The sequence below is a fragment of the Arthrobacter sp. 2MCAF15 genome (assembly GCF_052115605.1).
Classification (GTDB): domain Bacteria; phylum Actinomycetota; class Actinomycetes; order Actinomycetales; family Micrococcaceae; genus Arthrobacter.
Map to the genome: position 1 here is coordinate 81,628 of NZ_JBFRGZ010000007.1, position 11,898 is coordinate 93,525.

The 11,898-nt window shown below is 64.6% G+C and carries 10 protein-coding genes and 2 tRNA genes; 3 read left to right on the top strand and 9 right to left on the bottom strand.

Annotated features, from left to right (window positions below; all coding sequences use genetic code 11):
• Positions 1 to 461 precede the first annotated feature (461 nt).
• Entirely contained in the window at positions 462 to 1,331 is an 870-nt protein-coding gene (locus tag AB4089_RS10115; RefSeq protein WP_441409154.1) for a rhomboid family intramembrane serine protease, read from the bottom strand.
• A 9-nt stretch (positions 1,332 to 1,340) separates the two neighbouring features.
• Positions 1,341 to 1,886 (bottom strand): peptidylprolyl isomerase, encoded by a 546-nt coding sequence (locus AB4089_RS10120; RefSeq protein ID WP_441409155.1) that lies wholly within the window; start codon positions 1,884 to 1,886, stop codon positions 1,341 to 1,343.
• A 155-nt stretch (positions 1,887 to 2,041) separates the two neighbouring features.
• Here AB4089_RS10120 and AB4089_RS10125 point away from each other — a divergent pair, with 155 nt between their 5' ends.
• Both AB4089_RS10125 and AB4089_RS10130 read left to right on the top strand, forming a co-directional pair.
• Positions 2,042 to 3,028, top strand: coding sequence for a hypothetical protein (locus tag AB4089_RS10125; protein ID WP_441409156.1), 987 nt, complete (start codon positions 2,042 to 2,044; stop codon positions 3,026 to 3,028).
• A 130-nt stretch (positions 3,029 to 3,158) separates the two neighbouring features.
• Entirely contained in the window at positions 3,159 to 4,031 is an 873-nt protein-coding gene (locus AB4089_RS10130) for a glycosyltransferase (RefSeq protein WP_441409157.1), read from the top strand.
• A gap of 7 nt (positions 4,032 to 4,038) precedes the next feature.
• On the opposite strand, the gene AB4089_RS10135 is transcribed toward AB4089_RS10130, so the two are convergent.
• Entirely contained in the window at positions 4,039 to 4,983 is a 945-nt protein-coding gene (locus AB4089_RS10135; RefSeq protein ID WP_441409158.1) for a DMT family transporter, read from the bottom strand.
• A 160-nt stretch (positions 4,984 to 5,143) separates the two neighbouring features.
• Here AB4089_RS10135 and AB4089_RS10140 point away from each other — a divergent pair, with 160 nt between their 5' ends.
• A complete protein-coding gene (locus tag AB4089_RS10140) occupies positions 5,144 to 5,512 on the top strand; it encodes a cupin domain-containing protein (RefSeq protein WP_441409159.1) in 369 nt (122 codons plus the stop codon).
• A 102-nt stretch (positions 5,513 to 5,614) separates the two neighbouring features.
• Here the strand turns inward: AB4089_RS10140 and AB4089_RS10145 are convergent.
• The 6 genes from AB4089_RS10145 to gyrB form a co-directional block, all read right to left on the bottom strand.
• A tRNA-Ala gene (locus tag AB4089_RS10145) sits at positions 5,615 to 5,690 on the bottom strand.
• 72 nt (positions 5,691 to 5,762) lie between these two features.
• Positions 5,763 to 5,918 (bottom strand): DLW-39 family protein, encoded by a 156-nt coding sequence (locus AB4089_RS10150; protein WP_441409160.1) that lies wholly within the window; start codon positions 5,916 to 5,918, stop codon positions 5,763 to 5,765.
• Between the two features lie 30 nt (positions 5,919 to 5,948).
• A tRNA-Ile gene (locus tag AB4089_RS10155) sits at positions 5,949 to 6,022 on the bottom strand.
• Positions 6,023 to 6,120: 98 nt separating this feature from the next.
• Positions 6,121 to 6,747: a DUF3566 domain-containing protein gene (locus AB4089_RS10160; protein ID WP_441409161.1), complete on the bottom strand. Its 627-nt coding sequence runs from the start codon at positions 6,745 to 6,747 to the stop codon at positions 6,121 to 6,123.
• Entirely contained in the window at positions 6,744 to 9,458 is a 2,715-nt protein-coding gene (gyrA, locus tag AB4089_RS10165; RefSeq protein WP_441409162.1) for a DNA gyrase subunit A, read from the bottom strand. The genes AB4089_RS10160 and gyrA overlap by 4 nt, the downstream gene beginning before the upstream one ends.
• A 61-nt stretch (positions 9,459 to 9,519) precedes the next feature.
• Positions 9,520 to 11,613, bottom strand: coding sequence for a DNA topoisomerase (ATP-hydrolyzing) subunit B (gene gyrB / locus AB4089_RS10170; protein ID WP_441409163.1), 2,094 nt, complete (start codon positions 11,611 to 11,613; stop codon positions 9,520 to 9,522).
• Positions 11,614 to 11,898: the final 285 nt, after the last annotated feature.

An 11,898-nucleotide genomic window follows, 5' to 3' on the forward strand; every position in this document is an offset into this window, starting at 1 on the left:
GAAAGGCAGGGCGCCAAGGACAGTGGGTCGAAGCCTGCGCGGCCGGGAGCCGCGAAAAGACAACGGACGATCACGCCAGACAGTGAAACTCAACTTTTCAGCCTCAGCGCCTGAAGTTTTCCACTTACTCACAGGCCAACCCACAGAAGTTATCCACAGGTGTGGAGATCGAGCCGGCAGCCTCGTCCGTGCGCTGCAAAATCGCCAGCCCGGGCTATCAGATCGGGGATGAGGGCATGAACTACACGCTTGTAAGTTATTAACAATGTGGATAACCCCTGTGGAAAACCCTGGAGCCTACACCTGTGGGTTGGGGCGCTTGGGCCAGGCCAGGGGTTTTGCACGCAAAAGGGAGCACACCCCGTGGTAACCAAGGGGAGGGTGAGGGGTCCCAGGCAGCAGGCTACGGCTGGAAATATCATGCTGGGAACATCTCCGCAGAGGAGATCTCCAGGAGCGGGCTAGACGGCGGCGCCGGCCATTCGGACGACAGACGCGACGATCACAACGGCAAGGACACCGACGAGGCCGATGGCCTGCAGCAGGGTCTGCCGGGGGCCGCGGGGGGTGTAGGCGATGACAGCGGCACTCAGCGCACCGGTGACGAGGCCGCCGAGGTGGGCCTGCCAGGCGATCTGGGGGACCATGAAGCCGACGACGCCGTTGATGGCTATCAGGACCAGGAGTTGGCGCACGTCTCCGCCGCGTTGACGCTGGACCACCAGCAGGGCGCCGAACAGTCCGAAGATGGCGCCGGAGGCGCCTACGAGGCCCACGGGGCCGTTCAGGGGATAAACCGGGGTCAGCAGGAGGAAGCCCGCCGAGCCGCCGACGGCCGAGAGCAGGTAGATCGCGAGGAAGCGGGCGTGGCCGAGCAGCGGCTCAAGGATCTGGCCGAAGATCCACAACGTGTACATGTTCAGCACAATGTGGAGCAGGAATCCCTGTGAGTGCAGGAACGCCGAGGTGAGCATCCGCCAGGGTTCACTGTCCGTCAGGGCGGGCGCGTAGGCCAGTTGCTGATAGATCCCGTCATTGGGAACAATCCATTGCAATGCATAGACAAGGGCGCACAGCCCGATGATCACGTAAGTGACGACGGGCTTGCCGGCGGTGACGGCGCCGCCGTAGACGGTCCTGACGGCCGGCGTCGTGCGCTTGGTTTCGTTGACACAGTCAACGCATTGGAATCCGACGGCGGCCGCCCGCTGGCAGTCGGGGCACGCCGGGCGCCCGCACCGCTGGCAGCGCACATAGGCGGGCCGGTCCGGGTGCCTGGGGCATACCGGGACCTCCGCGGACGGCTCAGCCGCCGGAATTCCGTAGCTCATGATGTGGTGCTAGAGCTTTTCGATATCAATGCTGTTGATGGTGACATCCTCGACGGGGCGGTCGCCCATGCCGGTGCGGACGCCCTCGATCGCGTCGACGACCTTCTTGGAGTCGTCATCTGCAACTTCACCGAAGATGCTGTGCTTGCCCTGCAGCCAGCCGGTGGGGATGGTGGTGATAAAGAACTGCGAACCGTTGGTGCCGCGGCCCATCTGGACACCGGCGTTGGCCATGGCCAGCTTGTAGGGCTCGTTAAACGTCAGTTCCGGGTGGATTTCGTCGTCGAACGTGTAGCCCGGTCCGCCCGTGCCACGGCCCAGGGGATCCCCGGCCTGGATCATGAAGTCTTTGATGATGCGGTGGAAGATGGTGCCGTTGTAGAGCGGCGTGCCGGTCTTGTCCTCGCCCGATTCCGGGTGGGTCCAGGCCTTCTCACCGGTGGCCAGCCCGACGAAGTTGTCGACGGTCTTCGGCGCGTGGTTGCCGTAGAGGTTGACGACGATGTCGCCGAGGCTCGTGTGGATGGTGGCTTTTGCTGTTGCGTTGGCAGTCATAGGGCCTATTCTTCCATGACGGCTCTGCCCGTATAGGGCCGCACAGTCAGTTCCGCGCTGGGTGAAATCCACTGGAAATCGGTCTGAAGAATAGCCGGTGCGTTCCTAGACACGTAGGCTAACAGCAGAACCGTCACATTAATCGGGAGGTAGTTGTGAAGAAAACGGATCGTATTGCCCGTGACCTGGAGCAGTCAGTCAGCACTGGAGTAGACATCGCCAAGGATTGGGCATCCCCGCGGGTTGAGGCTGCCGTGAATTGGGCTGTTCCCCGCCTGCAGCACGGGCTGGATACCGCCTCTCCCAAGATCCAGGAGGGGCTCAAGTCGGCGGCCCACAATCTGGCCGGCAGCGTTGCCACGGTTACCCCGCGCCTTCAGGATGGCCTGGCCCAGCTTGCGCCGAAGATCCATGAGGTCGCGGAAAGCACCCCTCCGCGCCTGCACGACGCTGTGGACAAGGCAGCACCGGTGATCCTCAACGCACGCGACCGGGTGGTTGTCGAGTATCTTCCCAGGCTTTCCGACCAGATCGGGCAGGCTTCCGTCGTTGTCCACCGCACACTGGAAAATGCCCCGGCCCACGTGGACGCCGTTGCACAGAAGCTTGTTGATTCCGGCGTGGTCCACACCGTCCAGGCGCAGGCCGAGACTGCCAAGGGACACGCAAAGAAGGCCGGAAAGAACATCAAGGCGGCCGCCAACGAGGTCAGCAAGACCGCGAATGCCAAGCTCGCCAAGCAGCAGAAGCCCAAGCACCGCGGCCTGCTGATTTTCGCCGTCATCGCTGCCGCAGTTGCCGCCGGCGTCGCCGCTTGGAAGGCGTCCCGGCCGGTGGAGGACCCGTGGAAGGTTCCGACGCCGGTAACGCCGGCCCCCGCGGCCACCCCTGCCGGCGAAACGCTGAAGGACGCCGCCGACAAGGCTGGCTCCGCAGCCGTTGATGCAGCGGACTCCGCGGCCGATGCTTCCAAGGATGCAGCCGGTTCCGTGGCTGCCGCGGCGGACAAGGCAACGGAGGCGGCCAAGGATGCTGCCGGCACCGCCGCGGACGCCGCCGCCAAGGTTGCCACCGATGCCAAGACGGCCGTTCGCAACATCGCGGCCAGCCTGAACAACGGCACCGACAAGCCGGCCAACTAATTCCGGCTGGCAACTCTCCCAGGGAGGGATTCCGCCGCCGGGCGGGATCCCTCCTTTTGTTCATCCGCCATGCCCGTCGCCGCGCCGCCGTCCGGCTTCAAACGGCAGGCTAGGTGCTAAATTTGTGGTGATGTCACCCCATAGATCACCCCAAGATGCCATGCTCGTTGCTCCGCCGCCGGCTGTATCTGTTGTGATCCCGGCGTACAACGAGGAAAGCGTCATCCGGCAGTGCCTGATCGCCGCGGTCTACCAGTCAGTGCCCGCCCACGAAATCATCGTCGTGGACAACATGTCCAAGGACCGCACGGCGGAGATCGTGCGGCAGATGCAGCTGGAGTACCCGGAGAGTCCGATCATCCTGCTCAGCCAGGACCGTGAGCAGGGGCTCATCCCGACACGCAATTTCGGTCTGGACCATGCCACCGGCGATATCCTCGGCAGGATTGACGCCGATTCCGTACTGGAACCGGACTGGGTGGAGCAAGTCCAGGAAGCGTTCGCCGACGAATCCGTCCACGCTGCGACCGGCCCGGTGGTCTACTACGACATGCCCCTGCGCCGGTTCGGGCTCAAAGCAGACGACAGGATGCGCCAGCTGATGCTCAGGCTGGCTAAGCACCAGTATCACTTTCTTTTCGGCTCCAACATGGCGCTCCGCCGCTCTGCCTGGGAAGCCATCCGTGCAGAATCCTGCCGGGACGAGCGGGACGAGATGCACGAGGACATTGATCTGTCGCTGCATTTGGCCGAGCACGAGCTCCGGATCCAGTACTGGCCGCAGATGGTCTCGGGGATGTCGGCCCGGCGGCTCGAGGACTCGCCACGGGACTACCGGTACTACGTGACGCGCTTTGACCGCACGTACAAGGCCCACAACGTCAAGAAGATGGCCTTGAAGGCACCCATGGTTGTCTTCTTCTCGGTCTATTTCCCGGCGAAACTGCTCCGCGCCATCCACACGGTCAACACTGCCCAGCCAGCCCGCCGCGGCGGCCAATAACAGCGGCCTAGTCGGTGCCGAGCTCCGCCAGCCGCTCCGGGCCGGCCCCCTCCGCTGTGCGCCCCTTTGCAGCGCCCATGGCGGAGCCTGAGCCGCGCTGGCCCAGGAGAACGACGGCGAGCCCTACCAGGATCATCGCCAGTCCGGCATAGGTTCCGGCCGGCAGCGTCTCGCCCAGGAACGCCGCGGCCAAGAGTGCTGCGCCCGGAATTTCCAGCAGGATGATCATGGAGACGAGCAGCGGGCTCATGGTCGCCAGCAAGTGGTTGAAGGCCGTGTGCCCCACCAGTTGTGCGCACACAGTAATGGCCAGGATTCCCAGCCAGCCGCCGGAGTCGAACCCTGCCAGCGGTGCCCCTACGAACAGCGCCAGGACCGCCACAATCGCGGCGCACATGCCGTAACACAGGGTGGTGTAGACGCCGGTGCCCATGCTCTGCCGCGCCTTGCCTCCCGCGAGCGTGTAGATGCCCGCCAGGGCTCCGCCGGCGACCGCCAGGAGATCGCCCACGAGCGCCCCCGGCGAGGTGCCCATATCAAACCCGGTGATCGTCACGACACCGCCGAAAGCCAACCCCAGCCCCACCAGGACCGGCCAACGGAGCCGGACTCCCCGGAAGAGCTGGAAGATCGCGATCCAGCCGGACTGCAGGCACACCAGTGCCGTCGCCGCCGCGACCGACGTCAACTGCAGGGAGGTGATGAAGCAGGCAAAGTGCAGGGCCAGGGCCACCGCCGCGGCGAGCGACCAGCGGAACTCGGCTCCGGTGACGCTTGTGAACTGGCGCGGATTGCGGACCACCACCGGGCCGGCCATCACGACTGCTCCAATGGCGTTGCGCCAGAAGGCAATGGCGAGGGCGCTGACCGATGTGGCACCCAGTGTGGCGGCGATGAGAGGCCCGGAGGACGCCACGCCCAGTACACCCACGGCTGCGAGGAAGAAGTTCACGCTCCAACACTAATGGGACGGACCTCGGCGCCCTTACTGCGGCCTGGACCTATGCCGTCCCCATAGCTGTGCCTATGCCTTGACCGGCGTAGGGCCCGGTGCCAACCTTAAGTCGCGGTCTCACATCCCGATCTCGCCAATATCGAAGAAGGAGACCATCATGGCGTCAATGATTCGCAAGAGCCTGGACGAACCAGAAGAATCACGTCCTGTAGCCCAAGGCATGGGCCGGGTGGACCTCGTCAACCTCGACTCCGGCCCCGTTGGGCGGGCCACGTTCCTTCCGGGCTGGAAATGGTCGGATCACGTCAAGCCGATCGCCAAGACGGACAGCTGCATGGCCAGCCACATCGGGTACACGATTTCCGGCCGCATTAAGGTGGTCATGGACGACGGCGAAGAACTCGAATTCGGTCCCGGCGACTTCGGCGTCATCCCGCCGGGGCATGACGCCTGGGTGCTCGGCGACGAGCCGTATGTGTACATCGACTGGCAAGGGATGGCCGACTACGCCAAACCGAAGGAGTGAGGGGACAGGCTCCTGCCGTGCCCGCCGCGCATGCAAAAAGCGTATACAAAAGCGTATGCAAAAAGCCCCGGACCGCGTTTCCGCGGTCCGGGGCTTTTCCTATGGTGGAGGCACGGGGACTCGAACCCCGAACCCCCTGSTTGCAAAGCAGGTGCGCTACCAATTGCGCCATGCCCCCATAAGAAGCAACCCGTCAATCATACCCTAGGACCGGAGCGCTGATCTCCAGCGTCGATCCCCAGGCTCCGGGCTAGTCAACCGTATCGGTTGAATTGCTCCAGATCACTTTCCGGGCTTCGGATTCCTGCACTTTCCTGTAGAGGAGGACGCCTGCGACCGTGGCTGCGATAACCAGCAACTTCTTCACATGCACCCCGTTCCGGTTCAGTCTTCGACGAACCTTCACTAACCTCTGCCAGAACCAGTACAGGTTCCGTGGGCGTACCAGGACTTGAACCTGGGACCTCTTCGTTATCAGCGAAGCGCTCTAACCGCCTGAGCTATACGCCCCGATGCCTCATCGGGCCGAGATATGACTGTACAGCACATCCCGGCCCGATCTCAAATCGAGGCTTTTTCCCGCGGAATTCCGGGGAAAAGTACGGGAATTAGTCGTCCGTGAGGGTCACGCCGATGCCGCCCACGAGCGTCGCGGCAATGTTGTACAGCACCGCGGAAAGCATCGACAGGGCGGTCAGCAGCACCACGTTGATCACGGCGATGATGGTCGCGAAGGACGCCACCTGTCCCAGGGATGCCACCTTCTTCAATTCAAAGCCGCCTCCCTCGGAGCCGGCGAGGGTACCCAGCAGGCTGTCCACCTGGTCAAAGATCCCGGTCAGGTCCAGGACGGTCCAGAGCACGATCGCCGCCACGACGGTGACGATGCCCAGGGCCACAGAGAGCAGGAAGGCCATCTTCAGCACGGACCAGGGGTCCACCTTGCTGACCAGCAGCCTGGCACGGCGCACCTTGGCCTTGGGTGCCGGCTTGATCAGCCCGCCCTGGCCGCCCGCCTGGGCGGGGCGCTGACCGGGGACCGTGGGGCGCTGACCGGGGACCGTGGGGCGCTGGCCGGGGGCGGGGGGACGCTGTCCCATTCCGGTGGCTGCGCCGGACACGCCGGGGCGCTGCTGCGGACGCGAGGGGGCGCCTACGCGCGGCGCAGCGGCGGGTTGCCGCACCCCGCCCGGCACGCCGCTGCTCGGCTTGGGATATGAGTCGGAATTACTCACTCGTTACCTCCGGTGTTGTCTTCGTCCAGCTCGGCATTGCCTGATGACTCATCTGACTCCGGGGCCGGTACTGATTCTGCCGTTGCGGACTCGTCCTGCTGTCCGCCATCTTCAGCCAACGTTACGTCATCCGGCGAGGAAGCCCGATTTTCTGCGTCCTCACCCGCCGCTTCGCCGTCGGCCAAGTCCTCGCTTTCCAGCCCGCGTTCGCTGTTTCGTGCAACGGCGATGATGCGGTCGTTCTTGTCCGGCTTGGCAAAGATCACGCCCATGGTGTCGCGGCCCTTGGCCGGCACACCGGTGACCGAAGAGCGGACCACCTTGCCGCCCTCCATGACCACCAGGACTTCGTCCTCTTCCTGGACAATGAGGGCGCCCACGAGGTGCCCGCGTTCTTCCTGGTACTTGCCGACCTTGATGCCGAGACCGCCGCGGCCCTGGAGCCGGTATTCCTCCACTGCGGTCCGCTTGGCGAATCCACCCTCGGTGACGATGAAGACGAACGAGCCGTCCTTGACGACGTCGGCCGCGAGCAGTTCATCGTCCTCCCGGAACTTCATGCCCGTCACACCGGAGGTGGCGCGGCCCATCGGGCGCAGCGCATCATCTGTCGCGGTGAAACGGACCGACTGGCCCTTGCGGGAGACCAGCATGAGGTCGTCGGTTTCGGAGACCAGCTGGGCCGAGACGAGCTCGTCGCCGTCGCGCAGGTTGATCGCGATCACGCCGGCGGACCGGTTGGTGTCGTAGTCCTCCAGCCGGGTCTTCTTGACCAGGCCGCGCTTCGTGGCGAGCACCAGGTACGGGGCGTGCTGGTAGTCCCGAAGGTCCAGCACCTGGGCGATGTGCTCATCCGGCTGGAAGGCCAGCAGGTTGGCCACGTGCTGGCCCTTGGCGTCGCGTCCGGCTTCGGCGAGCTCGTAGGCCTTGGCCCGGTAGACGCGTCCGAGGTTCGTGAAGAAGAGCAGCCAGTGGTGCGTGGTGGTGACGAAGAAGTGCTCGACGACGTCGTCGCCGCGCAGCTGGGCGCCCTTGATGCCCTTACCGCCGCGCTGCTGGGAGCGGTAGTTGTCGCTGCGGGTGCGCTTGACGTATCCGCCGCGGGTAATGGTAACCACCATTTCCTCTTCGGGGATCAGGTCCTCCATCGACATGTCGCCGTCGAAGCCCATGAGCACCTTGGTGCGGCGGTCGTCGCCGTGCTTGGCGACGATTTCGGCCAGTTCGGTACTGATGATCTCGCGCTGGCGCTCCTCGGAGGCCAAGATCGAGTTGTACTCGGTGATCAGGGTCTCGAGTTCGGCATGCTTGTCCTGGATCCTCTGGCGCTCCAGGGCCGCAAGCCGGCGCAGCTGCATGTCCAGGATGGCCCGGGCCTGCACATCGTCGATGTCCAGCAGTTCCATCAGCCCGTCGCGGGCCGCTTCGGTGGTGGTGGACGCACGGATCAGGGCAATGACCTCATCGAGGGCATCCAGCGCCTTGAGCAGGGCCCGCAGGATGTGCGCTTCCTCCTCCGCCTTCCTCAGCCGGTACCGGGTGCGGCGGGCAATGACGTCCATCTGGTGCGTGACCCAGTGCCGGATGAACGCGTCGAGGCTCAGCGTGCGCGGCACGCCGTCGACAATCGCGAGCATGTTGGCGGCGAAGTTGTCCTGCAGCTGGGTGTGCTTGTAGAGGTTGTTCAGCACCACCTTCGCCACGGCGTCGCGCTTGAGCACAATCACCAGGCGCTGGCCCGTGCGGCCCGAGGTCTCATCGCGGAGGTCGGCGATGCCGGAAATCTTGCCGTCCCTGACCAGTTCGGCGATCTTGATGGCCAGGTTGTCCGGGTTGGCCTGGTACGGCAGTTCGGTGACCGCCAGGCACGTGCGGCCCTGGAGTTCCTCGACGCTGACCACCGCGCGCATGGTGATGGAACCGCGGCCGGTGCGGTAGGCATCCTCGATGCCCTTGTGGCCGAGGATGGTGGCGCCGGTCGGGAAGTCCGGTCCCTTGATGCGCAGGAGGAGTTCTTCGAGCAGTTCCTCTCGGGTGGCCGTCGGGTTCGCGAGGTACCACTGGACGCCGTCGGCTACTTCGCGGAGGTTGTGCGGCGGGATGTTGGTTGCCATGCCGACGGCGATGCCGGAGGAACCGTTCACCAGGAGGTTCGGGAACCGCGCCGGCAGGATGGTGGGTTCCTGGTTCTTGCCGTCGTAGTTGTCCTGGAAGTCGACGGTTTCCTCGTCAATGTCCCGGACCATTTCCATGGCCAGCGGGGCCATCTTGGTTTCGGTGTACCGCGGGGCGGCCGCGCCATCGTTGCCGGGAGAGCCGAAGTTGCCCTGTCCGAGCGCCAGCGGGTAGCGCATGGTCCAGTCCTGGATCAGGCGGACCAGGGCATCGTAGATCGCTGTGTCGCCGTGGGGGTGGTACTGGCCCATGACTTCGCCGACGACGCGGGCACACTTGTTGAAGGAGCGCTCCGGGCGGTAGCCGCCGTCGAACATCGCGTAGAGCACGCGGCGGTGGACGGGCTTGAGGCCGTCGCGGACATCCGGCAGGGCGCGGCCCACGATCACGGCCATAGCGTAGTCGAGGTAGGAGCGCTGCATTTCGGTCTGCAGGTCCACCTGCTCGACGCGGTCGGTCAGAACGTCGCCGTCGAGGATGGCGCCTTCAAGGACGGGCTCGGAGCCGGCCGGCACCTCGGGTGTTTCGTCACTCATAGTCTATATTTTCCGTTTCAGGTATATATCAGTCCGGGCATATTCGGGGCGTGGAAGCCCGCTAAATGTCCAGGAACCGAACGTCCTTGGCGTTCTGCTGAATGAAGTTTCGGCGCGATTCAACGTCCTCGCCCATCAGGACAGAGAAGATCTGGTCCGCCGCCAGGGCATCGTCCATCGTGACCTGCAGCAGGGTCCGGTGGTCCGGGTCCATGGTGGTGTCCCACAGTTCCGTGTAGTCCATTTCACCGAGGCCCTTGTAGCGCTGGATGCCGTTGTCCTTGGGAATACGGCGGCCGGCGGCCGCGCCCGAGAGCAGCTTCGCGTCACGTTCACGGTCGCTGTAGACGTAGTCGTGCGGCGCATTGGACCACTTGATCCGGTACAGCGGTGGCTGGGCCAGGTAGACGTAGCCGTTTTCGATCAGGGGGCGCATGTAGCGGAACAGCAGCGTCATGAGCAGGGTCGTGATGTGCTGGCCGTCGACGTCGGCATCGGCCATGAGCACGATCTTGTGGTAGCGCAGCTTGGCGAGGTCGAAGTCCTCGCCAATCCCGGTGCCGAAGGCCGTGATCATGGACTGGACCTCGGCATTACCCAGCGCCTTGTCCAGGCGGGCCCGTTCCACGTTCAGGATCTTGCCGCGCAGCGGCAGGATGGCCTGGGTCTCCGGGTTGCGGCCGCGCTTGGCGGAACCGCCGGCGGAGTCACCCTCCACGATGTAGACCTCGCACAGTTCCGGGTTCTTCGAGGAGCAGTCAGAGAGCTTGCCGGGCATGCCGAAGGATTCCAGCGGGCTCTTGCGGCGGGCGTTGTCCCGGGCCTTCCGCGCGGCCATGCGTGCCTGGGCTGCCGAGATGGCCTTGCGGATGACGTCCCGGGCGGGGCCGGGGTTGCGTTCGAGCCAGTCGCCGAGCCCGTCGGTGACCACGCGCTGGACAAAGCCCTTGACCTCGGAGTTGCCGAGCTTGGTCTTGGTCTGGCCCTCGAACTGTGGCTCCGAGAGCTTCACTGAAATGACAGCCGTCAGGCCCTCGCGGATGTCGTCTCCGGTGAGGTTGTCTTCCTTTTCCTTGATGATGTTCTTCTCCCGCGCATAGCGGTTGATGAGCGAGGTCATCGCGGCGCGGAAGCCCTCTTCGTGAGTGCCACCTTCGTGCGTGTTGATCGTGTTGGCGTAGGTGTGGACGCTCTCGGAGTACGCGTTGGTCCACTGCATCGCCATTTCCAGGGCAATGTGCCGTTCCGTGTCCTCGGTCTCGAAGGCGATGACGTCCTCGTGGACCACATCAACCTTCTTGCCGGAGTTCAGGTGCTTGACGTAGTCCAGCAGGCCGTCGTCGTACTGGTACACCACGGTGTGGAATTCCGCCGGGACCTCACCTTCGGTGGGCACGGTGTCCAGGTCCAGGTCGTTGTCCTCGGACGGTTCCGCCGGAGCGCTCCGCTCGTCGGTCAGCGTGATCCGCAGGCCCTTGTTGAGGAAGGCCATCTGCTGGAAGCGGGCACGCAGGGTTTCGAAATCGAAATAGGTGGTCTCGAAAATGCTGGCGTCCGGGTAGAACGTCTGCGTGGTGCCGGTCTCGGACGTCTCCTCACCCTGGACCAGGCCGCCCTGGGGCTTGCCGCCGTCGGCGAAGGACATCCGCCAGACGTGTCCCTGGCGGCGAACCTCGGTGTCGACACGGCTGGAGAGCGCGTTGACCACGGAGATGCCGACGCCGTGGAGGCCACCGGAGACGGCGTAGCCGCCGCCACCGAATTTGCCGCCGGCGTGCAGGATCGTCATGACGACCTCCACCGTGGGCTTGAGCTCAGTGGGGTGCATGTCCACGGGGATGCCGCGGCCGTTGTCGACCACCTTGACCCCGCCGTCGGCCTGCAGCACGATCTCGATGTGCGTGCAGTAGCCGGCCAGGGCCTCGTCCACCGAGTTATCCACCACCTCGTAGACCAGGTGGTGCAAACCGCGGGGTCCGGTGGAGCCGATGTACATGCCGGGACGTTTCCGGACAGCTTCCAGGCCTTCAAGTACGGTGATGTCGCTGGCGCCGTATTCGCGCGTTGTCGCGGTCCCGGACGACGCCGCCGCCTCTGGCACTACCGCTTCCGCTACGTCTTCCACTGCCGGGATCTCTGCATTGTCGTTAGCCACAGGCGCTTTCGACTCCTCTATGTTCGTTGAAGGCCGGCCCTTGCCTCTTCCGTGGAAAAGGGTCCTGCCAACAGGCACGTCACTGACGGCGCCGGCGTGTTCCGCTGACATGGGATCCCGTCCGCCGCACGCCGAAATTGCGTCGGAAACGGACTCAGTCAACGCTTCACCGGCGCCCAGTTATCTACATCGATTCTATCGTGTTATAGGACCCAAACCCGCATTCCAGGGCCCTAAACGGGCGGGAAAGTGCCGCTGGGAGGCCGCTGGCTCCCCCTGCAAGGC